Raw genomic sequence first — 25,521 nt, 5'->3', positions numbered from 1 at the left:
ATCAAAAGTCCTGATGGCAATTGCTTGTGCTTTGGTGCTCATCGCACTGCCTCTGTATTCCTTTGTGGACTCCGATGGCGCAAGAACGCTGATTGCCGGGGTAGTGGCAATTTTCTGGGCCGCCATCGTGGTCGGCATGGTCGTCAAACTCATCCGCTCCCGACGCGGCACGAAGATTCGCTCAGCAGTCTCGCCGCTAGTTGGAGCCGCGGACGCCTATCAGTCGCTGCTTTTGGGCAGGCCGACCATGGATGAGAGCACCATTGAAGCGGCAGACCACGTGGCCGCGGACAAGTTCACCAGCGGTCCCTGAGCTGTCATGTTCGGCCCCTGCGCGGGGTTGCTGGCAGACTTGAGGCATGAGCATCCAACGTTTCGTCGGCCGGCCCGACTGGTACACCACCTTCAACCCTGAAACCCTCACTGCCACGGGCACCGCCTTGCGGTGGGGTGTTGTGGCCACGGGCAACATCGCCCAGACCGTCACCGCCGACTTGGCACTGCTTGAGGATGCAGTCCTGCAGGCCGTCAGTTCGCGAAGCTCCAAGAGTGCGGCACAGTTTGCGGAGAACTTTGGCTTCGCCAGACACTACTACGACGGCGGAACTGACGGCTTGGGGGCCAGCGGCTACCTTCAGTTGATGGCCGACCCTGACGTCGACGTCGTCTACATCGCCACCCCGCACGCCCAGCACTATGACATTGCCAAGGCCGCCCTGCTGGCTGGCAAGCACGTCTTGTGCGAGAAGGCACTGACCATCACAGCTGCGGAATCCCGGGCGCTCATTGAGTTGGCCAGGGAACGGCGGCTGTTCCTCATGGAGGCTGTGTGGGCACGGTTTGTCCCCGGTTTCCAGCGGGCGTTGGAGATCCTGGAATCAGGAGAGATCGGCCAAGTGAAGTGGGTACGGGCCGACCTTGGCTTCCCTGCCCCGATGGATGATTCAGCCCGCATCTGGGCCCCCGCCGACGGTGGCGGGGCCCTTTTGGACATCAGCGTCTACCCCCTGTTGTGGGCATGGGGCACGCTGGGCCGTCCGGACACCGTCTCCGCCACGGCCGAGCTGACGGCGCTCGGCGTGGATGCCGCAAACACCTTGACGCTCAGCTATGCCAATGGCGCACAGGCCCAGCTGATCAGCTACCTTGCCTCCCACGGCCCTCGCACTGCGACGGTATCCGGAACCGAGGGGTTCTTGGAGACCATTGGCTCCGTGAACAACCCGAAGGGCCTAAAAATCAGTGTCGGCTGGGACAACGAGCGAGTGGAAATGTTCGAGCACCCCGGCAGCGGATACACGTACCAGCTGCGCGAGGTAACCCGCTGCATCCAGGCTGGGCTAACGGAAAGCACCACCATGCCGCTGGATGATTCCCTGGCCATCATGGAACTGTTCGACGACGCCCGCCGCCAAATAGGCGTCAGCTACGCCAACGACACCCGCACAGACCTGTAACCCACCCACCGACGCACGTGCCTACCGCCCACGGCCTTACCGACGCTCCAGCACTTTTCGGGGTTAAATACTGAACGCTCCTGCATCAATTGCAGGAGCGTTCAGTAGTTTCATACAAAAGCTGCAGGAGCGTCGGTAGTGGTGGCGGGTGGGCGGACTACTTTAGCCGACGCCCAGGTACGCTTCCTTGATGGCCGGATTGGCCAACAATTCCTTACCCGTGCCACTGTGGGTGATTTCCCCTGTTTCCAGGACAAACCCTCGGTGCGCCCTGGCAAGGGCCTGGTTGGCGTTTTGCTCCACCAACAGCACCGTGGTCCCCTGGCTGTTGATCTCGGTGATGATCTTGAAGATCTGCCGGATGAACTGTGGGGCCAGACCCATGGAGGGCTCGTCCAGCAGCAGCAGCTTGGGCCGGGACATCAGCGCCCGTCCAATGGCGAGCATCTGCTGCTCACCGCCACTCATGGTGCCGCCATACTGCTTCACACGTTCCTTCAACCGCGGGAACAGATCGAACACCCTGTCAAGGTCCTCCCCCACCCCGCTTCGGTCCTTGCGGCCGAACGTGCCCATATCAAGGTTTTCCAGCACAGTCATGGCCGGGAAGATTCCGCGCCCTTCAGGAGCCTGGGAGATTCCTTGGACGACCCTGATGTGCGCCTTCATCTTCGTGATGTCCTCACCCATGAACTTAATGGTTCCTGTGGTGGGGTTCAGCAGGCCGGAGATGGTTTTCATGGTGGTGGTCTTACCCGCCCCATTGGCACCAATCAGGGATACGATTTCGCCTTCTTCAACCGTGAAGGACATGTTGTGGATCGCTTGAATCCGTCCGTAGTAGACAGAGACATCGTCAAGCTCAAGCAAAGTCATCGTCAGGCTCCCCTAGGTAGGCGGAAATTACGCGCGGGTCTTCACGGATGTCGTGCGGCTTGCCGTCGGCAATCTTCTTGCCGAATTCCAACACCACAATTCTATCCGTGACACCCATGACCAGCTTCATGTCGTGCTCAATCAAGAGCACCGTGTAGCCGTCGTCCCGGATGGTCCGGATCAAGGACATGAGCTCTTCTTTTTCCGCAGGGTTGAAGCCGGCTGCAGGTTCATCCAGGCACAAAACCTTCGGATCCGTGGCCAGCGCCCTGGCGATTTCCAAACGACGTTGACTGCCATAGGGAAGGTGCCGCGAAAGTGTGGCTGCCTGGTGCCCAATGCCGACAAAGTTCAGCAGGGCCATGCCACGCTCAATGGCGCTCTTTTCCTCACGGACGTGCCGGGGCACCCGCAAGAGGGCACCCACAACACTCGTCTTATGCCTGGCGTCCAGGCCAACCACCACATTTTCCAGCGCTGTCATCTCACCGAAGAGGCGGATGTTCTGGAATGTTCTGGCCAGCCCGGCACGGGTAATTTTGTGCTGCTTCATGCCGTTGAGCAACTTGCCTTCAAGCAGGACTTGCCCACTGGTCGGCTTGTAAACTCCTGTCATGGCGTTGAAGCAGGTCGTTTTCCCCGCACCGTTGGGACCGATCAGGCCTAGAATCTCACCACGCTTGATGTTGAAACTAACATCATCCATGGCCAACAGGCCACCGAATTTCATGGTCAGGTTCTTCACTTCCACAAGGTCTTCACCTACCGAAACGGCAAAGTCGCGGTCAGGGCTGATCTCAGCCGCCTCAAGGCCGACTCCCCCGCCGCCTTGCGTAACCTTGCCAAGCTCGATCCGCGGTTCAGCTGACTCGCCACTCATGATGTGCTCCCCTCAGCATTGGGTACGGGCGTTGTGGGAGGTGTGCCGGATCCGCTGCTGCCATCCGGGGTGCCGGGCCTCCTGGCGTTTTCTGCGTTCTGCCGCCTGACCGCAGCATACGCTTTGGTTCCATAGGCCAGCAGCCGCTGCTTGGCCGGCACCAGGCCTTGGGAACGGTAGATCATGATCAGGACCAGGGCGAGGCCAAAGATGAGGAACTTGTACTCTGCAATGGCCGTGAAGCGCAACGGAATGTAGGCAACCAGGGCCCCTCCGAGGATGGCACCCACCTTGTTGCCCGAGCCGCCCAGGACGACTGCCGCAACAAACAAAATGGATGTCACGACGTCGAACTTCTGGTTGTTCACGAATCCGACCTGGCCGCCCATGAGCGCTCCGGCGAGACCGCCCACTCCCGCACCGAGGGCGAACGCCCAGACCTTGTACTTGAAGGTGGGCACGCCCATGGTTTCAGCAGCGTCCTCATCTTCGCGGATGGCGATCCAGGCGCGGCCCACGCGGCTGCGCTCCATGTTGCCCACCAGGAAGAGCATGACGATCAGGATTGACAGCGTCAACCAATACCAGGGGGTTCCATTGGAGTTGGCGAAAATGGGGATTCCGTCGGCGCCGACTCCCGGTGGGTGTCCCACATTCTGGAAGCCTGGCTGGCCCTTCATGGCCGGAATGATGGTGGCCAGGATGCGGACGATTTCACCGAAACCAAGCGTGACAATGGCCAGGTAGTCCCCTCGCAGGCGAAGGGTGGGCAAGCCGAGTAGAACACCGACGAACATGGAGACGGCGATCGCCACAGGGAGAGTCCACAGGTACGGGATCTTAATGAACGCGGAGTCCGGGCTCGTCAGCATCGCAGCCGTGTAGGAACCCACCGCGAAGAAGGCGATGTAGCCCAGATCCAGCAGTCCCGCATAGCCGATCACGATGTTCAAGCCCACGGCAACCAGCGCGTAGATGGCCATGAGCTGGCAGGCCAGCGGCCAGTCGTTGCCTGGTTCCGTGGTGATAAACGGAGGGTTTACCACGGGCAGCAGGAACGCCACAATGACGATGGGGATCAAAATCAGCCATTGCTTTTGGCGTGGCATCTCCCGCCAGCGGTCGCTCCACGCGCCAAATTTTCGGTTGGGGCGCGGGACGGCGGCACTGGATCCCGGCGGTACACCGGAGGATTCCATTTTTGCGTTGGCCTGGTCGGATTTGGCCGTATCAAGTGGCTTGGGACCGTCGAACATGCTCATGCCTTACTCCTTCCCAATGACGTGCCGAGGATGCCTTCGGGGCGGAACAGCAGCACCAGCACCAGCACCAGGAAGGCAACAACGTCGGTCCACTGGGAGTTGCCCAATAGAATCTGCCCGTAGTTGCCGATGAGGCCCAGCAGCAGGCCGCCGAGCAATGCACCACGGACGTTGCCAATGCCGCCGAGAACTGCTGCGGCAAAGGCCTTGATGCCGAGGATGAACCCGCCGTTGTAGACCACACCGGAGGGGATCTTCATGACATAGAACAGTGCAGCAGCGCCGGCCAGGATGCCACCGATGACGAAGGTGGTGATAATGATTTTTTCCTTGTTCACACCCATCAATGTGGCTGTGTCAGGATCCTGGGCCACGGCGCGGATGCCACGCCCGGTCCGAGACTTGCTGATGAAACGCTCGGTGACCACCATCATGATGACTGCAGCGGTCACGATCAAAATCTGATCCGAATAGATGATGGTGCCAAATACTTCGAATATCGGTTTGGTCTGAAACATGGTCAGCGCCTGCTCAGGCACCGGGCCTCGCCACAGGAAAATCAGGTACTGGATGGTGAACGAAGCACCAATGGCGGTAATGAGGAACACCAGGCGCGGTGCGTTTCGTTTTCGCAGCGGTTTGTAGGCGAGCCGTTCCAGCAGGAACGCTGTCAGCGCGGATGCCACGATGGCTGCCAGCAGAGCCAGCAGGAGGTTTACGACGATTTGCCCGATGCCGAGGTTGGGTGCCGAGGGACCAAAACCCAGAAAACTCAGGGTGAAGAACACTGCGTAGCAGCCCATGATGAACACTTCGGAGTGGGCGAAGTTAATGAGGTTCAGCACACCGTAAACGAGGGTGTAGCCGAGTGCCACAAGGGCGTAGATGGAGCCAAACGTCAGGCCGTCAAAGGTGGCTGACCAAAAGTTTTGCCCTAAGGAGACAAAGTCTAGGGTAATCCAGTCATTGGCCACTGGTGCGGCCATGAGGATGGTTGGGATCATAGGGACTGTCCGATCTTGCGAGGTGCCGGGACAGGTTGTGCCCGCGGCCCCTGGATCTTGCGGAGTGGAATAAAAGATGTGTGCATGGCAATGCTGTGGGACGGGTTCCCCCACCCCACAGCATTGTCCATGTGCGGGATTACTCCCCGATGGCACCGATGGGAACGATCTTGCTGTTCTCCACCTTGTAGCCGTAAACGGTCGGGGCCTGCAGCTCGCCCTTGTCGTTCCACTTGTAGTGCTTGCTCAAGCCATCGGCGTCATAGTTCTTGACCCAGTCGAGCAGGCTCGCCCGGTCCTGCTTGCCTGCGTCGATACCGGCCAGCAGAACCGTAGTGGCGTCGTAGCCCTCAATGGAATACGTGCCCGGATCCATGTTGGTCAATGCCTTGTAGGCCTTGGCGAACGACGGGATCAATTCACCCGGGATACAGGGGCAGGTGAAGTAGGCGTTCTTCGAAGCATCGCCTGCCTGCTTGATGAACTGGTCATCCTTCAGCCCATCCGGGCCAATGAACGTTCCGGTGTAGCCCTTGGCCACGAGCTGCTGGTCAAACGGTGCACCTTCTGCGTAGTAGCCGGAGTAGAACACCGCGTCGGCCTTGGAGTTCATGATCTTGGAGATCGTGGCCGAGAAGTCCTTCTGACCCTGTGTGACCTTATCCGTGCCAATCAAGGCATCCCCGAGACCGTCCGAGGTGGTCTTGCCCAAACCGATTCCGTATTCGGAGTCATCCTGAACCAAATAGACCTTCTTGGCTTCCAGCTTGCCTGTCATGAACTTGGCGGCAGCTGGGCCCTGTACAGCGTCGTTGCCCAGACCGCGGAAGAACGTTGTCCAACCGTTCTCAGTCAAACCCGGGTTCGTGGCTGCAGGGGTGATGTGGACCATCTTCACCTGTTCGAAGATGTTACCCGTTGCCTTGGACTCGCCCGAGAACGGGAGCCCCACAACGCCGATGATGCCTTCTTCCTTCGTGGCCTGGGTGACAGGGCCTGTTGCCTTGTTCGGATCCCCTTCGGTGTCGAACTTCTTAAAGGCCACCTGGCACTCGGGATTCGCCGCATTGTGCTCATTGATGGCCAACTGAATACCCTGGAAAATGTTAATGCCGAGCTGGGCATTTGCACCCGTTTGCGCACCGATGTAGGCGAGGGTCGTTGTTGCTGGACAGACGGCCTTGCCGTCGCCGGCGGGAAGTACGGCATCCTTAGGTGTTTCAATGCTTGTCAGGGCCGGAATATTGATGGCACTTGAGCTGCCGCCTTCGGTGGCGCCTCCCCCTGCCGGAGCAGCTTGATTTGCACACCCTCCCAACAACATGCCAAAAGTCGCGGCCGCAGCCAGCGTTGTCATAACTTTCTTGCGGTTCATTAATCAGCCTTCCGAAATTCGCATCAACACCCGCGGTACGTCGTCGTTCCGCGTGAGAATTGGCTACACGTGACTTGACCCTACCCTCCAGTAGGTGACGTACGACACATATTTTCGTAAAGATCTGATAACGGCTGATTTTCGCCCCCATTGCTTCTTGCAGCAGTCCAACGAGGGCAAGAAAAAACCCGCCCTGCAGAGGGCGGGTTTCTTCAAGCGGAGCAGGAACTGCTAGGCCAGGGTCGCGATGGCGTTGTTCAGCAGTGCCGAAGGGCGCATGACCGCAGCGACCTTTGCCGCATCCGGACGGTAGTACCCGCCCAGATCAACCGGGGAGCCCTGCACGTGGGCCAGTTCGGCAATGATGGCATCCTCATTGTCAGTCAGGTCTTTTGCAACCGCAGCGAAGGCAGCGGCCAGATCCGTGTCGACGTCCTGCTTCGCCAATTCCTGAGCCCAGAACTTGGCCAGGTGGAAGTGGCTGCCACGGTTGTCGATCTCACCAACTGAGCGCTTCGGGGACTTGTTCTCCAACAGGAACGTGCCCGTGGCGCGATCGAGGGTGTCGGCCAGAATCTGTGCCCGGGCGTTGCCTTCGGTGACGGCAAGATGTTCGAAGCTGACAGCCAGGGCCAGGAACTCGCCCAGGCTGTCCCAGCGCAGATGGTTTTCCTTGATCAGCTGCTGGACGTGCTTCGGTGCGGAGCCGCCGGCGCCTGTTTCGAAGAGCCCACCGCCTGCGATCAGGGGGACCACGGAGAGCATCTTGGCACTGGTGCCCAGTTCCAAGATCGGAAACAAGTCGGTCAAGTAGTCGCGCAGCACGTTGCCGGTAACGGAGATGGTGTCTTCGCCGCGGCGAATACGTTCCAGCGTGAAGGTGGTGGCCTTCTCCGGAGACATGATCTGGATATCCAGGCCGTCGGTGTCGTGGTCCTTCAAGTACTCGTTCACCTTGACGATCAGGTTGGCGTCGTGGGCGCGGGACTCATCGAGCCAGAACACAGCTGGTGTTGCCGAAGCGCGGGCGCGGGTGACGGCCAGTTTGACCCAGTCGCGGACCGGGATGTCCTTGACCTGGCAGGCGCGCCATATGTCTCCGGCTTCTACGTTGTGCTCAATGAGCACGGCACCAGCAGCGTTGACGATCTGCACGGTGCCGGCCTCGGCCAGTTCAAAGGTCTTGTCATGGCTGCCGTATTCTTCGGCTGCCTGTGCCATCAGCCCAACGTTGGGGACGGTGCCCATGGTGGTGGGGTCGAAGGCGCCGTGGGCCCGGCAGTCCTCAATCGTTGCCTGGTACACACCGGCGTAGCTGCTGTCCGGAAGTACGGCGAGGGTGTCATGCTCCTGCCCATCTGCGCCCCACATGTGTCCGGAGGTGCGGATCATGGCGGGCATGGAAGCGTCCACGATGACGTCGGAGGGCACGTGCAGGTTGGTGATCCCCTTGTCGGAGTCGACCATGGCCAGTGCCGGGCCGTCTTCGTAACCCTTCTTGATGGCGGCTTCAACACCGTCGCGCACGTCCTGGGGCAGTTCACCCAAGCCGTTGAGGATGGAGGCCAGACCATGGCTCGGACTCAGGCCGGCTGCTGCCAGTTCCTTGCCATAGTTGGCGAACAGCTCCGGGAAGTAGGCCTTGACCACGTGACCGAAGATGATCGGGTCGGAAACCTTCATCATGGTGGCCTTCAGGTGGGCCGAGAGCAAGATGCCCTCTTCCTTGGCGCGGGCCACCTGCGCAGCGAGGAACTCATCCAACGCTGCGGCGCTCATGAGCGTGCCGTCGACGATCTCGTTGGCCAGCACCGGGAAGGAGTCCTTCAAAACGGTGGTGGTGCCATCGGCGGCCACGAACTGGATCTTGATCTTGTCATCGGCGGGGATGACAACGGACTTCTCATTGTGGCGGAAGTCGCCCTCGTCCATGGTGGCCACGTTGGTCTTGGAGTCCGCTGACCAGGCACCCATGCTGTGCGGGTTCGCCTTGGCGTAGTTCTTGACCGACAGGGGCGCGCGGCGGTCCGAGTTGCCTTCACGCAGAACGGGGTTGACGGCGCTGCCCTTGATCTTGTCGTAGCGGGCGCGGACGTCCTTTTCCTCATCGGTGGCGGGGTCGTCCGGGTAGCTCGGGAGGGCGAAGCCCTGGCCCTGAAGTTCCGCGATGACGGCTTTAAGCTGCGGGACGGAGGCGCTGATGTTCGGCAGCTTGATGATGTTGGCATCCGGGCTCTTGACCAGGGCGCCCAATTCGGCCAGCGCGTCGACGACGCGCTGGCCTTCAGTGAGGTAGTCGCCAAAGACGGCGATGATGCGTCCGGACAAGGAGATGTCCCGGGTTTCCACGTCCACCCCTGCAGTGGAGGCGAAGGCCTCGACAATCGGCAGGAATGAGTACGTTGCCAACATGGGCGCTTCGTCAGTCAGGGTGTAGATGATTTTGGCCATGGGTGAGCTGTCTCCTACGAAAATTCAGTGGATTACGACGAATCTGTTCATATTTCTTTCCCTACCTAACTTACCCGAGGGAGAGCGTTTGCCCGCCATCGGCGGCAACGCGAACGCTCGATGCAGTGAAGTGGGCCACTTTTGCTGGTCAGTGGTAGTTCCGGGCAATAGCGTGGGGTCATGGAACTCAAGGGAAAACTCGCAACCGCCATCAACGACCAAATCACCATGGAAATCCAGGCCTCGGTGGTATACCGCCAGCTGGCCATTGAGATGGATGTCCAGGACCTGCCTGGCATCTCAGGCTGGTTCCTGGCACAGTCCGGCGAAGAACTCGAACATGCACAAAAGTTCACCGATCACATGACGGACCGCAGCGCCGCACCCAAGATCGCTGCCATCACAGCCCCGAATGTCACCATCAACTCAGTGCTTGAAGCCTTCGAAGCCTCGCTGGCCCACGAACAAAAAGTTTCCGAATCGATCCGCAACCTCTACCGCCTGGCCCAGCAGGAGGGCGACATTGACTCCATCCCGCTGCTGAACTGGTTCATCGAGGAGCAGTTGGAAGAAGAAGCCACGGTGGGTGAGATCATTGGCCGCGTCAAGCTGATTGGCGGGGACGGCAACGGTCTGCTGCGCCTTGACGCCGAGTTGGGATCACGCAAGGACTCCGGCGAGTAGCCTCTCCCCTCATGACAAGCGCTCTCCCAGCAATGGCTGGGAGAGCGCTTGTTTTTATAGAGTCTTCTCAGCGCGATCCGGTCGGCGGGATTGCCTCCCCGCGCGGACGCGGTTGCGGACTCTCAAAGGGCTTGTCCGGTCCCTTGCTGCTGAAGCGGCCAACCAGCAACAGCACCACCAACACCACCACGACCAGCGCAAAGACTCCCACCGTCACCAAAACCCACACTGAACCTGCCATTCGCACACTCCCCCAGTTGTTCCAGCATTGTCTTTCTTCATCCGAGCATGTCACCCGGGTGTACCGCTTGGCCAGTTTCCGCGGCCGCGACACGGTTGTTGATGCACCACTGTTAATGTACGACGCCGGGCCGTCACCTTTCGTGCGAAAGGTGACGGCCCGGCGTCGTTTCTTTGGGCAGCTGCCTAGATCAGCGCTTGCGCATCTTGACCACGATGCCCACCAGCAGCACCATAAACGCAGCCGCGACGACCCCCGTGATGAGGGTGGCCGCAACGTACGGTTCGGTGAGCCAGTCAAGCATGGGTGGATCCTGCTAGTGGAAGAAGTGGCGGGCGCCGGTGAAGTACATGGTGATTCCGGCGGCGTTGGCTGCGGCAATCACTTCTTCATCACGGACGGAGCCGCCGGGCTGGACCACGGCGCGCACACCTGCGTCGAGCAGGATCTGCAGGCCGTCGGCAAACGGGAAGAACGCGTCGGAGGACGCTACGGCACCGCGTGAGCGCTGTTCAGAAACGGCGCCTTCGGTGCCTGCGGCGCCACCGGCACCATCAACGTCTGATTCCACGGCAACACCGAGCGTGTTGGCGCGCTCCACGGCCAGCTTGCAGGAATCCACACGGTTGACCTGGCCCATGCCAATGCCCACTGCGGCGCCGTTGTTGGCGAGCAGGATGGCGTTGGACTTCGCTGCGCGGACCGCGGTCCAGGCGAAGGCGAGGTCGGCCAGGGTGGCGTCGTCCGCCGGGGCGCCTGCGGCGAGGGTCCAGTTGGCGGGGTTGTCACCGTCTGCGTCAACGCGGTCACTCATCTGCACCAGCATGCCCCCGGATACCTGGCGGACTTCCGCCGGGTAGCGGCCGTAGCCCTCGGGCAAGGACAGCAGGCGGATGTTCTTCTTCTTCGAGAGGATTTCCACCGCTTCAGGCTCAAAGTCAGGAGCAATGACCACTTCGGTGAAGATGCCCGCCACGGTGCGGGCCATGCCGGCCGTGACCGTGCGGTTCGCGGCAATGACGCCGCCAAATGCGGAGAGCGGGTCGCAGGCGTGGGCCTTGGCGTGGGCGTCGGCGATGGGATCTGCCGCGTCCGGGGAGGCCACGGCGACACCGCACGGGTTGGCGTGCTTGATGACGGCGACGGCCGGGCCATCGAAGTCGAACGCTGCGCGCAGGGCGGCATCGGCGTCAACAAAGTTGTTGTAGCTCATGGCCTTGCCGTGGAGCTGGTCTGCCTGGGCAATGCCCGACGGCGCCCCCTTGTCCACGTACAGCGCTGCCTGCTGGTGGGGGTTTTCCCCGTAACGGAGCACCTCGGAGCGTTCCAGCGAGTAGCCGGCGTAGGAGGGCCAGTCGATGATGCCGTCGCCGTCCTCGTCCAGGAACTGGGCGGAGGTCCAGGCTGCCACGGCGTTGTCGTAGGCGGCGGTGTGGGCGAAGGCTGCTGCGGCGAGGCGCTGGCGGGCGACGAGCGTGAAGCCGCCTTCTGCGGCGGCGGCAATGACGGAGCCGTACTTGGCCGGGTCAACCACCACGGCCACCGACGGGTGGTTCTTGGCGGCGGCGCGGACCATGGAGGGCCCGCCAATGTCGATCTGCTCAACGACGGCGTCCTGGCCGGCACCTGACTTCACGGTGTCCACGAACGGGTAGAGGTTCACTACCACCAGATCGAAGGGCTCGACGTGCATTTCTTCAAGCTGGCGTACATGGTCCGGCAGGCGGCGGTCTGCCAGAATGCCTGCGTGGATGAGCGGGTGCAGCGTCTTGACGCGCCCGTCCAGGCACTCGGGAAATCCGGTCAGCGCGGACACTTCGGTCACGGGGACGCCGGCGGCGGCAATTTTGGCCGCCGTGGATCCTGTGGAAACAATGGCGACACCGGCGGCGTGCAGGCCAATGGCCAACTCCTCCAAACCAGTTTTGTCATAGACCGAAATCAAGGCTCGGCGGATGGGAACACGGTTAAGAGGAACGCTTGTCACAGAAATTCTCCGTAGGTGGATCGACGATGGCGACATATAAAGTTTAGGCCACATCACGCCGGTAGGATTTCCCCTATGACTTCACGTGAGCTGGACCACTCAGCGTCCCCGGCCGGCCCCCTTGCCCCCGACCTCCCCGCAGACCTGCCCCGACTGATTAATTCAGTCATCCTCCCCGGCTTTATTGGCACGACTGTGCCACAGTGGTTGGCGACGGCCCTGGGAAACGGGCTGGCCGGCGTCGTGTATTTCAGCCACAATATTGACCCCGACGCCCCGGAACAGGTGACGGCGCTGTCCGCAGCCATTCGCGCCGCCAACCCGGATGCCGTGATCGGCGTGGACGAGGAAGGCGGCAACGTCACCCGCCTGGAGGCCCGTGACGGCTCAACCATCCCCGGCGCCGCCGCCTTGGGTGCCCTGGATGAATTGACGACGACGACTGCCGCAGGACGTGCGATCGGGCGCCTGTGCAGGGACGCCGGCATCAACTTGACCATTGCTCCGGTGGCCGACGTGAACACGAACCCACTGAACCCCGTCATCGGCGTGCGCGCCTTCGGCTCAGACACCGCCCTGGTCAGTGCCCACACGGCTGCGGCCGTCATCGGCATCCAGGCCGAGCGCGTGGCCGCATGCGCCAAGCACTTCCCCGGCCATGGGGACACTGTGGCGGATTCGCACATGGATACGGCGCGTGTGGACTTGACCATGGAACAGATGAGGCAGTTCCACCTGCCCCCGTTCAAGGCCGCTGCCGATGCCGGTGTGGCCGCCATGATGAGTGCACACATCATCATCCCCGAACTCGGCGAAGCCGCCGCCACCTTGAACCCGGCGGCCGGTGCACTTTTGCGTGAGATGGGCTTTGCGGGCGTGCTCATCACGGATGCGCTGGACATGGCCGCCGTGCGCGCCACCGTTGGTCCCGGCGAGGGCGGCGTGCTGGCACTGCTGGCAGGCAACGACCTGCTGTGCGTCGGCAACCCGCAGAACGCCTACACCACTGGCCGCGACGACGAATCCTGCTACACCGAAGTGTATGACGCACTGTTTGCCGCAGCCACTTCCGGCCGCCTGCCGGTGGCGGTGCTGCGCAGGGCCGACGCCCGCGTCCAGGCACTTGTGCAGTGGTCCAAGGGCAAGCCGTTGCCTGAAACCGATGTCTTCTACGACTGGGTGGCAGTGTCCGCCCGCGCCTGCCGGCTGGACTCGATAGGCCACGGCACCGCTGTCACGCTGCCTGAGCTCACGGGATCCGGTCTGTTGACGCTCGTGGACGCCCGCACGGGTCACAACATGGCCGCCGGACCCACGCAGAACTTCCTCGCCCAGGCATTGGGCAGCTACGCCGTGACCGAAGCGAACGCCACCGAGCTTTCCAGTGCGGAGTTGGAGATCGTGCTGATGCAGTCCGAAGGGGCCGTCCTGGTGATCGTGGATTCGCTGGATTCCCCGGAGCAGCAGGAAACCCTTGAACTGGTGCTGGCCACGGCACCAGGCGCTGTCTGCATCAATGCCGGCTTAGCCCCCGAGCATGCCTGCGCCGTGGCCACCATCCACTGCTACGGCTTCAGCAGGGTTGCTGCCCAGGCCGTGGTTTCGTTGTTGGAACAGGAGCAAGGCGAGCCGTGAGAACCCCTGAATCACGCAACATGGGCGATGTCCGCTCCGAGATCGGCACGCTGGTGACCGAGTCCGCCAACCCCCAGTACCCGGATCTGGCAGCGCTGGGTACCGACGAACTGGTGGCTGCCATGAACAGCGAGGACGCGCTGGTGCCGGCCGCCATCGAAGGCCAGTTGCCGGTGATCGCCGCCATCATCGATGAAATTGCCGCACGCATGCGCCGGGGTGGGAGGCTCATTTACGTCGGTGCGGGCACGCCTGGCCGGCTGGGCGTGCTGGATGCCAGCGAGTGCCCACCAACCTTCGGCACTGATCCGGCACTGGTGGTTGGCGTCATTGCCGGTGGCCGGGCCGCTGTGAACCAGGCCGTGGAAAATGCCGAGGACAGCGAAGAGGCTGGCGCGGCGGATATGGCGGCACTGGCGTTGGGCCCGGCGGATTCAGTGGTCGGCATGGCTGCCTCGGGCCGTACCCCGTACGTGATCGCCGCCATCAAGACGGCCCGTGCGCAGGGCGCCTACACGGTGGGCTTCGCCTGCAACAACAACTCCGCCCTGGGTGCGGCCGCCGAGACTGCCCTGGAAATCGAGGTGGGCCCGGAAATTCTCAGCGGCTCCACGCGGCTGAAATCCGGAACGTGCCAAAAGCTCGTGTTGAACATGATCAGCACCATCACCATGGTCCGCCTTGGCAAGACGTACAAGAACGTCATGGTGGACCTGCGCGCCACCAACGCCAAGCTGCGCGCCCGCAGCGAGCGCACGCTCATGCGGGCCACCGGCGCCGACGCCGCCACGGCCGCCTCCGCCCTTGCCGCCGCCGACGGCCACGTCAAAGCGGCCATCCTTTCCATCATGACGGGCCTGCCTACCGCACAGGCGGCAGAACTACTGGCAGCCAAGGACGGGTTTCTGCCGGCAGCCATCGACGCAGGCACGAAGTAGAAGTACGACGCCGGAGCCCACCCATGCCTGCACCCCACCACTCCCCCGTACCCGGCCCCGGTGAGCTGACCCCCAGTGTTCAGGTCCTGCTTGAGCAGGCGGTGGCCGCCGGGGTTGCCCCCGCCATCAGCTGCGCACTAGCGCTGGGTGGCCGGCAGCTTCCGGTGCTGTGTGGCGGTGCTGCACAAACGAGCACGTTTTTTGACTTGGCCTCCGTCACGAAGCTGTTCACCACCGTCACCGCGCTTGCCCTGGTGGATTCCGGCACGTTGGAACTGGACACACCGATCAGCGCCCACTTGGACCCATACCGCAGTGCGGCAAAGTCTGCCGTGACACTGCGCCACCTGCTGACGCACACCTCAGGTTTGCCGTCGGAATGGCAGGGCTGGCACGCTGCACTGTCACAGGGCCGCGGCTTTGACCGCGAAGCACTCCTGGCGGACTTGCTCTCCACGGAACTTGAATCAGCTCCCGGAACACGGTTCGAGTATTCCTGTGCCGGCTTCAACACCATCATGGCGTTGGCCGAGCAGGTGACGGGGACCGCGTGGGCGTCCCTCGTACAACAGCATGTGCTGGACAAGCTTCCCACCAGCGGCATCACCGGTTCCCCGCCGCTTGACCAGTGTGCGCCCACCGAATTCCAACCCCGGCTGGGACGCGGCCTGGTGCAGGGCGTGGTCCACGACGAGTCGGCCTGGTCGCTGGGCGGCCTCAGCGGCAATGCCGGCATGTTCGCCACGGCCGCCGGACTGAGGGTGTTTGGCACTGCCCTGCTCAACGGCCTGCCCGGCATCCTCTCCCTCGCGCTGGCTGCGCAGATGTGGCGCAGCCAGCTTCCGGAGATGCTGGGCAGCCACTTCTCTCCGGACAACCCCGGCTTTGGCCACGGCCTGGGCGTGCGCATCAACCAACAGCCGTGGATGGGGCCCCTGGGCACCCACGCCCGCGGACACGGCGGATTCACCGGCACGTCACTGCTTGTGGACAAAAGCCTGGGCGCCGTCATCGTGCTGCTCAGCAACAGGGTGAGCCCGTGCCGGGACGGCAATGACGCGACGCCGCTGCGCACGGCAGTGTCCGACGTCGTGCTGGCGGAGGCAGGTACTGTGACAGCTGAACAACAACGGAAGGCACCATGAGCATCCCCACCACATTGTTGACCGGCGACCGCGTGGTTCAGGAGCTGCCCTGGCGGTGGCGGGTACAAGGGAGTATCTTCCTCATCGGCGGGCTCGGCTTCATGTTCGACGCCTGGGATGTGACACTCAACGGCTTCCTCATCCCCCTGTTGTCTAAGGAATGGGGTTTGAGCCCGGGGCAGGCCGCATGGATCGGCACGGCGAATTTGATCGGCATGGCCGTGGGCGCGTTTGCGTGGGGGTCCATTGCGGACATCATCGGGCGCAAGACGGCGTTCACGCTGACGCTGCTGATCTTTGCCGCGTTCACGGTGTTGGGCGCCGTGTCCAATGAGATCGTGCTGTTTTGTGTATTCCGCTTCCTGGCTGGCTTTGGCCTGGGCGGCTGCATCCCGGTGGATTACGCGCTGGTGGGCGAATTCACGCCACGCAAACACAGGGGTAGGGTGCTGACCGCGATGGATGCGTGGTGGCCCATCGGCGCTTCACTGTGCGGGGTGGTCTCCGCCGTATTGATGGCCAGCTTCGGAAACTGGCGTTACCTCATGCTGGTCATGGTGTTGCCGGCATTGCTCGTTTTTTGGGTACGGGTCAGTGTGCCGGAGTCGCCGCTTTTTCTGGTGCGGGCAGGACGCCCTGCCGAGGCGAAGGCAGTCATTGACAAGCTGATCAAGCGCACCGGGGCCACGGTGGAGCCGTGGGTGCTGCCAGAACCAGAGGATGCCCCGCGCCTGTCGCTGGGCAAGGTCACCGACCAGCTGGCCGGATTGTGGCGCTTCAATTGGCGGATCACCGGCGTTGCGTGGTCGCTGTTCCTGACTATTTTGCTCGTCTATTACGGGGCCCTGACCTGGATGCCGTCCATTTTGGTGGCCACCGGCTACGCCGAGAACAAGGCTTTCATGGCCACCGCCTCCATGACGGCCATTGGCCTGGTGGGTGTCATCGTTGCCGCGCTGCTCGTGGAGCGGCTGGGCCGCAAGTGGATCCTGGCCATCACCGGGCCATTGGCCGCACTGTCACTGGTCATTTTTGCACTCGTGCTGGACGCTCCGGTTGCCGCCCAGATCTGGCTCTTGGTGTTCGGCTTTGTCATCCAAGTGGCCATCCCGGTGCTGTACACGTACGTCTCCGAGCTGTACCCAACGCATTTGCGCGCCACCGGGTTTGGCTGGGCCTCCACTATTTCGCGGGTTGGTGCCGGGCTGGTGCCGCTGATCTTCGGCTCCCTGCTGTGGCCTGTTTTGGGCCTGCCGCTGACGTTTGCGCTGACCGGCGGACTCGTGGTGCTGGCCGTCATCTGGATGGCGTTCTCCGCACCCGAAACCAAGGGCGCCGTGCTGGATTGAGATTGGCTGCAGGGAGGGGAAGCCAAGGGACAACGAACCGCACCGGTGGTGGGGAGCTCTCCCCATTGAACCGATCCGCCGTCAACAAATAGGCTCGGAGCCTACACAAAAGGAGTGCCATGACCGGTTTCATCGGTGCCGACACGGCACAATTGCGTGAGCTGGCCAAGACTTTCTCCGTCTCGGCTCACCGACTCACCACACAGGCAAGGATGCTCAGTTCCATCGTTACACCCCTGCGGTCGTGGAAGGGCCCAGACGCTGCCCGCTTCACGCAGAACGTCAATGCCACGCACGTGCCATTGCTGCGAGGTGCGGCCGCCACATTGACGGAATTCGCTGCACAACTCAAAGTTCAAGCCGATGAACAGGACAAGGCCAGTTCCTCCGCCAGCCTGGGCGCGCTGCCGCAAGACACAAGCACGCCGGTGCCGAACGCGGCAGCAGCCGAACTACAGGCAAAGTTGGAGGCAATGACCGCCGATGAGCGGGAGACGTACCTGAAGTCACGGGAATTCAAGGATTGGGCAGCCCAGCACCCAGCAGAGGCCAAATCAGTTTTGGATGCCATGGCCGATGCCCACCCCCCCACAGATTCAGCTTGCCGGCGGCGGCTACGCCGACTTCCTCAAGGATTACTGGCTGCTGGCAGCGATGCGCGAAGCCGGGATCGACCCCGACAAGTGGGATCCTTCGCGCGGCTACGCGTACAACCGGGACACCATCGCGGCCGTCTACAAGTATTATGGCGAACTGTATTTGCAGGATCCGCGCATGCAGTGGGCTGGCTTTGCCCACATGGTGGGACCGGGTCTGGACGCTGGTTTCGCCGATGTGCGCCTCATGCGCGATCTGGCCCGCACAATGTTGCAAAGTGGAGCCGTGGGCGACGCGATCGCGCCCGGACTGACACCGCTGACGCCGGCGCAGTTGCTGGCCTTGGCCCACATGAGCGACAGCGAGTTGGCCTATTTCGAGACGAGCCTGTTGGAAATGCAGAAGGAGATCTTCGACGACATCGGCTACCAGCACCAAGCCTTTGCCAACGGCGGCATTGCGGAAATCAACAGGCTGGTCCGTGCCGGTGTCATCTCCGACCCCCTCGTGGTGAGTGCCTGGAATGACTTCAATTCCGGCGATCCACAGAGGCTGGCACAGGGCACCATGAAAATGGCCAACTTTGAACAAAACGTGGTCATTGCGGACAATTACGACACCATGCGCGGCCGCGGGCTCCAGGGCGAAGGATTCACCCTGGCCATGTCGATAGTTGGAACACCATCCATCCCCGGTGCACAGTCCTATTCGCAGTTCAGCCCGTTGATCCTCTACCCCACGCCAGAATCAGTGCCCGTGGGCCCGTTCGGGCCGTTCGGGCCCCATGTCAACGTCCCGAACCCCCTCCATGACAACATTCTGGTGGAGACCCCCCTGCCTGACGGCAATATCGCAGACAGGGACCAGCGTTGGGAGTTCATTACCAAAGACACCTATCCTGCATACATGGATTTAGCCAACGACCCGGACCGTCTGCGGACCATTGTCGAGCAACAAGTGACCGGGCAGGGATATCAAGATGCCGTGGACTCCAACCGAATTGTCAACCGCATGGATTCCATCAGCGACCAGATAGTCTTCGGAGATGGGAATCCGTTCGATGGGAAATAAGAGCCGCCGGGGCCCGTTGCTTGTGTTGGCACTGCTCATGGCGCTGGCACTGGCCTCATGTTCGCTGCCATTCCAAAAGCAACCCAGCACCGCAGAGGAGACTTCCGTGGGTACCAGCACCTCCATGATGGACAAGGCCGGAATCAAGAAGATCAAGGCCGACGGCGCGGGCCGCTTCGACCTCAGCGCCACCTCCGTGCCGCAAGAGTCGGTGGGGCTTCCCGCCAATGCGAATGAAGTCGCCTACCTTGCCACGGACGTTGACAAGCCAGTGGAGATCACCCTCGTGCTTCCCCATGACACGATGACCGTCAAGACAAGCGACTTCAAAATGTCCACGTACTCAACCAACTCCTTCGTTGACACCGTCACGTGGTTCGAGTCTGTCGATGGCCTCGATGCCTTGGATGCCGCCGTCGCCGCCGCCAATGAGCGTTTTGGCTTTTCGAGCACAAACCTGGCTGCGTGGGACGCCAAGGATTTCATGTCCGAGGGAAACAAGGGCCAACAAAGCCTGGGCATGGGGGTAAAGAACGGCACTGCCGTGTATCTGAAGGTCTATTGGAAGAAGGACTCCCCCGTTCAGGTGCTGCAGTTCTCCGCATTGATTGCCCCCGGCTACTACAAGCCCGATGTCCAAGCTGAAATTGCCGAACACGGTCGGGCGCCCATCGGTTTCGATGCGGAGGGGGAATAAGCGCCCTTCCACAGGGTTTCGTCATGTTTACCGCCTAGCCTGTTGCGTACAGAGATTTGAACCCTCGCACAAATTTTAGGAGACCCCATGTGCCCACTGCTTCCCACTGCCTTCGCCACCGCCGGACTGCTCGGCGGCTACAAGACCGCCCGCGCCACGGGTAACCGCCAGCTGGGTGGCGCCGTGCTGGCCACCGCCGGCGCGGCAGCCTTTATGGGATGGAAGAAGAACGTCGGAACAGGTAGGGCTGTGGCGCTGACCGCCGCCTACGTACTCGCTTTTGGTGCCTCCCACCCCTTGGCCAAGAAGATCGGTGCCTGGCCTGCCGTGTGCACCGCAACGGGCGCTGTGGCCGTCGCCTCCCTTTGCTGTGGCCGCAAGCACGGCTAAAACACCCAGGCTGCATCGATAGAATGAACGTGGTGGCCAATGCGGTCACCACGTTCATGACTCAAAAAGAAGGCCAAACATGGACCTCGCCGCCGACGCCACAGGCTTCCTAGCCAGTTTCTGGATTTATGCGCTCGGGGCTGGCTTCGTCACGCTTTCCGCCTTGATTCCGCCAATTCCCAGCACCACAGTTTTTGTTGCCCTGGGCGGACTTGCCGGGCTCGACGGCGGCCCGCAGGCCGGTTTCCTGGTGCTCGCCATGCTGGTGGGGGCCGTGGCCGGGGATCTGGCCACGTACGGACTGATGCGGCTGTTCGGTCAAACCCGATTAGGGTCCACGCGCGGGCCCAGACGACAACGGGCCGTTGACTCCGGCACGCGCAGACTGCGGCAACGGCCGTACATGTTCATGCTGACTTCACGCTTCATCCCGTTGGGCAGGCTGTCCGCCAACATGGCAGCGACCATAGCTGGCTACCCGCTGCGCGCCTTTTTGGTGTTTTCACTGGTTTCGGGCGGCATTTGGTCGCTGTATTCGGTGGGGATTGGGATCCTGACCAGATTCTGGCCGGGCGTCTCCACCCAGCTGGCGGTGGTGGTGGCGATCGCCTTCTCCATTGTGCTGGGCTGGCTCGTTGGCAAAGTCTCCACGTGGCTGCTGGATCGAAAAAACTCGAAGGAACTTCCCGCCGTCGTGCTTCCTGATGCTTAGCCGCGGGCCAAGTCCCCCAGGACCTTGATGAGCAGTTCGCGTTCGGCAACCTTGATGCGCTCGTGCAGGGATTCCTCGGTGTCCTCCGGCAGGACTTCCACCGGTGTCTGGGCGATGATGGGGCCGGTGTCCACGCCCGCGTCGGCGAAATGGACGGTGCAGCCGGTGACCTTGACCCCGTAGGCCATGGCGTCGCGGACCCCGTGGGCGCCCGGGAACGAGGGTAGAAGTGCCGGGTGGGTGTTGACGTAGCGGCCCTCGAATGCGTCGATGAAGCCCGGTGCGACGATGCGCATGAAGCCGCTGGAAACAACGTAGTCCGGGGAGTAGGCGGCCACCTTTTCCAGCAGGGCGTCGTCCCAGTCGGTGCGGGTGGCGAAGTCCTTGAAGTTCACCTCAAAGGTTTCCAGCCCCGCTTTAGCCGAGCGCTCTACGCCGTAGGTTCCGGGCCTGTCCGCACCCACTGCGGCGATTTCCACCGGCAGCGCGCCACTGGCGACGGCGTCGATGACGGCTTGGAGGTTTGAACCGGTTCCGGAGACTAAGACAACTATGCGCATGACCCAATTTTAGGGTGAAGAGGCGGGCTGGCCCTATTCGGCGGCGTCGCTGCGCTTGCGCATCAAGGGCAGCCCGTCGCGTTCGCCTTCCAGCCACGGCGCAACCAGCGCACCAATCAGCACGCCGACGGCGACTTCCGCACCAACCCACAACGCTGCGGGGAGTGAGTCGGGGCCGAGGTCCGTCAAACGGCCGACGCCCGCCGAGCCGTGCGAGAGGAAAAACAGTGCGCCGGAAAGCACCGCTGCCACAGCCCCTGTGACCGCGCCGAGGAAGATCGTAGACAACGACAGTGACAGCCAACGTGGCCTGATCTTCAGCGAGAGCCATTCATCAAAGTGGTTTTCACCGGCACGGACAAACCACCAGCCGCCAAGAACACCGGCGCAGACGGGAATCAGCAGCGCCACAAAGCCCCAACCAAGCTGGCCCGTGGGCAGGGCTGCCAGGAGTGGAATGGGCGGTACGGGCGCCACGGACGTGCCCAAGGGTGAAACGCTTGAACCAGCACCAAGGGAGAAGCCATCCCCTCCAGCCCAGGCCAACGTCCACAGTGCCGTGTTGGGCAGGTACGCAAGCTGGGCGAGCGTGAGGGCCGCCCCGCCAATTGCACCTGCACGCAGTGCCTGATAGACGGCAACGATGTCATTCCAGCGCCCAATCACGTTGACTGCCAGCAGGAGTGCCGAAAGTGAGACTGCCGAGACAACGGCGACAAAGGCTGCCTTGACGGAGGTCCATAGATAGGAACCCGCCCACCGTTGGTCCTGGCTGGTCTTGGAGATCCAGTCGGCAGCGCTGATGCCAATGAGCCTGCTCCAGGACCCTGCTTCCAAGCGCGAGCCGGTAATGAGGCCCGCGGCTGCTGGAATGACAGGTAGCAGCAAGCTGGCCAGCAGCGGTGCACTGACATTGGGGGTGCTGCAGACGAAGCCCGTGGCCAGGCCGGCCGCTGCGTAGACAGCGAGGGCACCAAAAAGGGGTTGCCACAATTGGTCTGTATAGGAGGCTCTTGCCAGGCGCCGGCCAGCACGCCATGACAGGAAGAACGGAATGAGCAGAAGTCCCAGCGGGATCAGGCTGAACGTGCCGGTCTGCACAGTGGCCGAGCTGGGTCCGCTGCTGAGCGTCAAGCTGAGTGGGACGCCATGTCCAACAAGCCAAATCTGCCCTGCCAGTTGGGCAATGACTGAGAGGTTCTTTTCCACAAAACCACCGGCGAACCACGTGGCCCCCAACGGAATGACCACGATCAAGGCCGAAATGACAAACATTTGAGCAGCCTCAAATGCCCCCTGCAGCCCCAGCGGCATGGGAATTCCATCACGTTGGCGCTTCGCCACTTTGCTGTTCATCGCCTTCCATGGTGCCACATGGTGAGCCCCGCAGCCGCGAACAGCGCCGGTGGACCGCTGGATAAAGTCTCAGAGCAGTCATATTTTAAATACAAACAGGGCCCGGGATAAATCCCGAACCCTGTTTGCTCAAGCCCTAAGGACTAAAGAATGCGTGGTTACCCACACGTTTTCCTTAGAATTAGATAGCCTGGATGTTGACTGCCTGAGGACCCTTCGGACCCTGCTCAACATCGAAGGAAACCTTCTGGTTCTCTTCGAGGGAGCGGTAGCCTGAGGAGTTGATCGCGGAGTAGTGCGCGAAAACGTCCTGGGACTGGTCATCGGGTGAGATGAAGCCGAAGCCCTTTTCAGCGTTGAACCACTTGACGGTACCTGTTGCCATTATTTCTATTTCCTTCTGAAGTTGGAGATTCCGCCCGACCTTCGGGCCTCCGTGTACGGTGTAAGTCCGCTTCTCCAGAAAAGCGACGTCTTCCCAAAGGGACGGCGTCGCTTCAACTACAAAAAACGCAACACTACAACTACGTCTTAGTATACATGCCCACAACTTCTATGCCACTTATTACTGAGAGGTGCATCACTTTAATGTGGATTGAGTCTGTGAAATTCATGGAGAACGTTGAGTTTTCGCGGATTTTTCGATTTACATTGCGACACGACACTTTCTGTTCTCCGCTGACTCCCGGGCATGTCGGAGCACGGGGCTCAGCTAGAGCACTCACGTATAGTGGGTGGAATTGTGCCGGGAAGATGCCCTGGAAGAAACCAACAGCAGGGGGTGAGACCGAATGCAACACATCGGTGCTCTGCCCCGCCTTGGCGCCCAAGCCATCATCCTGGCGTTTGTCGCCTTCATGCTGGTGGCCATCGGCTGCACGGGCTCCCACGCCTCCCCCAATGAACAGGCCGCCTCGATCAGCGCGTCGCCGGCTTTTAACAGCTCCGGCGCTGGCACCTTTGCAGATGCCGTCGGCCACGCACTTCCGTCCTGTATTCCCGGACGAAACAAAGTTCGGGTGGAGCGCAATGCCGTTCCGCCCTCGCAGGCGCATCTGCATCACTCACCGGTCAGCGGCTGCACCGGGCTGTTCGCCCCGGCCCGAGCGGAAGGCACGGCAGATCAGTTCTCCGGCCGAACTCCTACCGCATTGACACATCTGGATCTTGGGATCGTACGGACTTAGACAAAGGCACGCCCGCGCTCAACTTGAGGCTAACAGCCAAGGGTGGGTGCCCGACGTCGAACGTGTCCTTATATATATGCACGGTGCGCAGTCACCGGTCCGCGCTTTCGACCGGCCGCGACTGACCGCGCTTGCACGATCTTGAAAGTCTCCCCATGAAAACGAAGAAATCCCGGAACATCCTCCTGGCGCTGGTGTTGGGTGTTGTGGTTGTTCTAGCAGTTGTGTTTGTTGGCGCCGCCGCTCAGAAGACCCGCTTGGACGAAGCGGACGCCCCTGCAGCATCAGCTGCCTCCGCAGAACCGGCCGCAGCACTGAACTTGGAACACCGCACCGCCAATGATCCCGTGGCGATGGGCGCCGTTGATGCCCCGGTTGTCATGATCGAATATTCGGACTACCGCTGCCCGTTCTGCGGCGTCTATGCCCGCAAGACCCAGCCCGAGATCATCAAGAAGTACGTGGACACGGGCCAGCTGCGCATCGAGTGGCGGGACCTGCCCGTGTTGGGCGGCACCTCGATGAATGCGGCCGTGGCTGCCCGGGCTGCCGGAGAGCAGGGACTGTTCTGGCAGTTCAACGAGGCCGTCTACGCTGCTGCCCCGGAGAAGGGCAAGGCAGATCTGTCCGAGCAGGCGCTGTTGGGGTTCGCTCAGCAGATTGGTATTCCGGACATGGCGAAGTTCACCGTGGATATGAACAGCCCTGAACTGACGGCAAAGGTGCAAGCTGACTTGTCCGAAGGGAGCCAGCTGGGGGTTAACAGCACGCCCACGTTCGTCATCAACAACGAGGCCATCCCCGGAGCGCAGCCCATGGAGATCTTCTCCCAAGTCATTGACGCAGCATTGGCCCAGGCGAAATAGACCATGGACATTGGATACACGGGGGCTTTCCTTGGCGGAATGCTGACCTTGTTGAGCCCATGCTCGGTCATGCTGCTGCCAGCATTTTTTGCCTATGCGTTCGCCAGCCCCGGAAAGCTGCTGGGACGCACTGTCCTGTTTTACGCAGGCCTGCTGACCACGTTGGTGCCGTTGGGGCTCCTGGCCGGACTAGTCGGGTCATTGGTGATGCAGAACCGTGGCTGGCTGATTACGGTGGCAGCTGCCATCGTCATGTTGATTGGAGTGCTGCAGATCGTCGGGGTCGAGTTCACCGGGCTGAGCCGAGGCTCCGGCGCTGACGGGACCTCGGCCGTTTCGGTGTTTGTGCTGGGCTCGGTGTACGGCGTGGCCGGGGTGTGCGCGGGGCCCATCCTGGGTTCCGTACTGGCCGTGGCTGCGGCGGGCGGGAATCCACTCTATGGCGGGATCATGCTGGCTATCTTTGCGTTAGGCATGGCCCTGCCGTTGGGGATCCTGTCATTGCTGTGGACGCGGTTGCGGCTGGGCGAGCGGGCGTGGCTGAAGCCGCGGCGCTTCCGGTTGGGCCGTTGGGAGAATTCCGTGTGGATGGTGGTGTCCGGAGTGCTTTCGATCGGCATTGGCGTGCTGTTACTGGCCACGCAGGGCACCTCGTCGTTGGGCGGATTGCTTTCGATCGATGCGCAGTATGCTGCGGAATCGTGGGTTGTGGCCCTGTCAGCAAAGGCCTCCAACCTGGTCTTCGGACTTGTGGCGCTGGCCGTGCTGCTCGTGGTGGGTGGGCTGTACCTGTGGCGCACG

25 protein-coding genes are annotated in these 25,521 nt (G+C 61.8%); 14 read left to right on the top strand and 11 right to left on the bottom strand.

Going from position 1 to position 25,521, the window contains the following annotated elements:
- Window positions 1–313, top strand: a 313-nt coding sequence (locus Q4P21_RS02800; protein ID WP_303387338.1) for a hypothetical protein, incomplete at its 5' end; no start/stop codon positions are given.
- Window positions 314–365: 52 nt separating this feature from the next.
- Window positions 366–1,457 (top strand): Gfo/Idh/MocA family protein, encoded by a 1,092-nt coding sequence (locus Q4P21_RS02795; protein WP_303387341.1) that lies wholly within the window; start codon window positions 366–368, stop codon window positions 1,455–1,457.
- A gap of 162 nt (window positions 1,458–1,619) precedes the next feature.
- Here the strand turns inward: Q4P21_RS02795 and Q4P21_RS02790 are convergent, their stop codons facing one another.
- The 6 genes from Q4P21_RS02790 to Q4P21_RS02765 form a co-directional block, all read right to left on the bottom strand.
- Window positions 1,620–2,327: an ABC transporter ATP-binding protein gene (locus Q4P21_RS02790; protein ID WP_369598843.1), complete on the bottom strand. Its 708-nt coding sequence runs from the start codon at window positions 2,325–2,327 to the stop codon at window positions 1,620–1,622.
- Window positions 2,320–3,213, bottom strand: coding sequence for an ABC transporter ATP-binding protein (locus Q4P21_RS02785; protein WP_303387336.1), 894 nt, complete (start codon window positions 3,211–3,213; stop codon window positions 2,320–2,322). The genes Q4P21_RS02790 and Q4P21_RS02785 overlap by 8 nt, the downstream gene beginning before the upstream one ends.
- Window positions 3,210–4,475 carry a branched-chain amino acid ABC transporter permease gene (locus Q4P21_RS02780; RefSeq protein WP_303387335.1) on the bottom strand — a complete coding sequence of 422 codons (1,266 nt, stop codon included), beginning with the start codon at window positions 4,473–4,475 and terminating at the stop codon, window positions 3,210–3,212. The genes Q4P21_RS02785 and Q4P21_RS02780 overlap by 4 nt, the downstream gene beginning before the upstream one ends.
- The gene (locus Q4P21_RS02775; protein ID WP_207345924.1) at window positions 4,472–5,479 is read right to left on the bottom strand and encodes a branched-chain amino acid ABC transporter permease; all 1,008 of its coding nucleotides are present in this window, start codon (window positions 5,477–5,479) and stop codon (window positions 4,472–4,474) included. Before Q4P21_RS02775 ends, Q4P21_RS02780 begins: the two co-directional genes overlap by 4 nt.
- 139 nt (window positions 5,480–5,618) lie before the next feature.
- Window positions 5,619–6,854, bottom strand: a complete 1,236-nt coding sequence (locus Q4P21_RS02770) for a branched-chain amino acid ABC transporter substrate-binding protein (protein ID WP_303387334.1) — start codon at window positions 6,852–6,854, stop codon at window positions 5,619–5,621.
- A gap of 231 nt (window positions 6,855–7,085) precedes the next feature.
- Window positions 7,086–9,305, bottom strand: coding sequence for an NADP-dependent isocitrate dehydrogenase (locus Q4P21_RS02765; RefSeq protein WP_303387333.1), 2,220 nt, complete (start codon window positions 9,303–9,305; stop codon window positions 7,086–7,088).
- A gap of 180 nt (window positions 9,306–9,485) precedes the next feature.
- Between Q4P21_RS02765 and Q4P21_RS02760 the strand changes: the two genes are divergently transcribed.
- Window positions 9,486–9,989, top strand: coding sequence for a ferritin (locus Q4P21_RS02760; protein ID WP_303387332.1), 504 nt, complete (start codon window positions 9,486–9,488; stop codon window positions 9,987–9,989).
- Between the two features lie 67 nt (window positions 9,990–10,056).
- On the opposite strand, the gene Q4P21_RS02755 is transcribed toward Q4P21_RS02760, so the two are convergent.
- Window positions 10,057–10,230 (bottom strand): hypothetical protein, encoded by a 174-nt coding sequence (locus Q4P21_RS02755; RefSeq protein ID WP_303387331.1) that lies wholly within the window; start codon window positions 10,228–10,230, stop codon window positions 10,057–10,059.
- A gap of 316 nt (window positions 10,231–10,546) precedes the next feature.
- Window positions 10,547–12,217: a bifunctional phosphoribosylaminoimidazolecarboxamide formyltransferase/IMP cyclohydrolase gene (gene purH / locus Q4P21_RS02750; protein ID WP_303387330.1), complete on the bottom strand. Its 1,671-nt coding sequence runs from the start codon at window positions 12,215–12,217 to the stop codon at window positions 10,547–10,549.
- A gap of 75 nt (window positions 12,218–12,292) precedes the next feature.
- Here purH and Q4P21_RS02745 point away from each other — a divergent pair, with 75 nt between their 5' ends.
- The 8 genes from Q4P21_RS02745 (at window position 12,293) to Q4P21_RS02710 (ending at window position 20,751) form a co-directional block, all read left to right on the top strand.
- Entirely contained in the window at window positions 12,293–13,852 is a 1,560-nt protein-coding gene (locus Q4P21_RS02745) for a glycoside hydrolase family 3 N-terminal domain-containing protein (RefSeq protein ID WP_303387329.1), read from the top strand.
- Window positions 13,849–14,790 (top strand): N-acetylmuramic acid 6-phosphate etherase, encoded by a 942-nt coding sequence (gene murQ, locus Q4P21_RS02740; protein ID WP_303387328.1) that lies wholly within the window; start codon window positions 13,849–13,851, stop codon window positions 14,788–14,790. The genes Q4P21_RS02745 and murQ overlap by 4 nt, the downstream gene beginning before the upstream one ends.
- A gap of 23 nt (window positions 14,791–14,813) precedes the next feature.
- Window positions 14,814–15,935 carry a serine hydrolase gene (locus Q4P21_RS02735; RefSeq protein ID WP_303387327.1) on the top strand — a complete coding sequence of 374 codons (1,122 nt, stop codon included), beginning with the start codon at window positions 14,814–14,816 and terminating at the stop codon, window positions 15,933–15,935.
- Window positions 15,932–17,284: an MFS transporter gene (locus Q4P21_RS02730; protein ID WP_303387326.1), complete on the top strand. Its 1,353-nt coding sequence runs from the start codon at window positions 15,932–15,934 to the stop codon at window positions 17,282–17,284. The genes Q4P21_RS02735 and Q4P21_RS02730 overlap by 4 nt, the downstream gene beginning before the upstream one ends.
- Window positions 17,285–17,860: 576 nt before the next feature.
- Window positions 17,861–18,952 carry a hypothetical protein gene (locus Q4P21_RS02725; protein WP_303387325.1) on the top strand — a complete coding sequence of 364 codons (1,092 nt, stop codon included), beginning with the start codon at window positions 17,861–17,863 and terminating at the stop codon, window positions 18,950–18,952.
- Complete coding sequence (locus Q4P21_RS02720; protein WP_303387324.1) at window positions 18,942–19,649, top strand: hypothetical protein; 708 nt, start codon at window positions 18,942–18,944, stop codon at window positions 19,647–19,649. Before Q4P21_RS02725 ends, Q4P21_RS02720 begins: the two co-directional genes overlap by 11 nt.
- A gap of 87 nt (window positions 19,650–19,736) precedes the next feature.
- The gene (locus Q4P21_RS02715) at window positions 19,737–20,039 is read left to right on the top strand and encodes a hypothetical protein (protein ID WP_303387323.1); all 303 of its coding nucleotides are present in this window, start codon (window positions 19,737–19,739) and stop codon (window positions 20,037–20,039) included.
- Between the two features lie 79 nt (window positions 20,040–20,118).
- Window positions 20,119–20,751, top strand: a complete 633-nt coding sequence (locus Q4P21_RS02710; protein ID WP_303387322.1) for a DedA family protein — start codon at window positions 20,119–20,121, stop codon at window positions 20,749–20,751.
- Here Q4P21_RS02710 and purN read toward each other — a convergent pair.
- The 3 genes from purN to Q4P21_RS02695 form a co-directional block, all read right to left on the bottom strand.
- Window positions 20,748–21,311, bottom strand: coding sequence for a phosphoribosylglycinamide formyltransferase (gene purN / locus Q4P21_RS02705; protein WP_303387321.1), 564 nt, complete (start codon window positions 21,309–21,311; stop codon window positions 20,748–20,750). The two genes, Q4P21_RS02710 and purN, sit on opposite strands and share 4 nt — an antisense overlap.
- A gap of 33 nt (window positions 21,312–21,344) precedes the next feature.
- Window positions 21,345–22,667 (bottom strand): DUF6350 family protein, encoded by a 1,323-nt coding sequence (locus Q4P21_RS02700; RefSeq protein ID WP_303387320.1) that lies wholly within the window; start codon window positions 22,665–22,667, stop codon window positions 21,345–21,347.
- A 181-nt stretch (window positions 22,668–22,848) separates the two neighbouring features.
- A complete protein-coding gene (locus Q4P21_RS02695; RefSeq protein ID WP_038467205.1) occupies window positions 22,849–23,052 on the bottom strand; it encodes a cold-shock protein in 204 nt (67 codons plus the stop codon).
- 406 nt (window positions 23,053–23,458) lie between these two features.
- Between Q4P21_RS02695 and Q4P21_RS02690 the strand changes: the two genes are divergently transcribed.
- The 3 genes from Q4P21_RS02690 to Q4P21_RS02680 form a co-directional block, all read left to right on the top strand.
- Complete coding sequence (locus Q4P21_RS02690) at window positions 23,459–23,854, top strand: hypothetical protein (RefSeq protein ID WP_303387319.1); 396 nt, start codon at window positions 23,459–23,461, stop codon at window positions 23,852–23,854.
- Window positions 23,855–24,009: 155 nt separating this feature from the next.
- The gene (locus Q4P21_RS02685) at window positions 24,010–24,720 is read left to right on the top strand and encodes a thioredoxin domain-containing protein (RefSeq protein ID WP_303387318.1); all 711 of its coding nucleotides are present in this window, start codon (window positions 24,010–24,012) and stop codon (window positions 24,718–24,720) included.
- 3 nt (window positions 24,721–24,723) lie between these two features.
- Window positions 24,724–25,521, top strand: a 798-nt coding sequence (locus Q4P21_RS02680) for a cytochrome c biogenesis CcdA family protein (RefSeq protein WP_303387317.1), incomplete at its 3' end; no start/stop codon positions are given.

It is taken from the genome of Arthrobacter sp., assembly GCF_030540645.1.
Classification (GTDB): Bacteria; Actinomycetota; Actinomycetes; order Actinomycetales; family Micrococcaceae; genus Specibacter.
The sequence above is the reverse complement of the archived record's forward strand: the minus strand, read 5'-3'. Positions and strand labels throughout refer to the sequence as shown.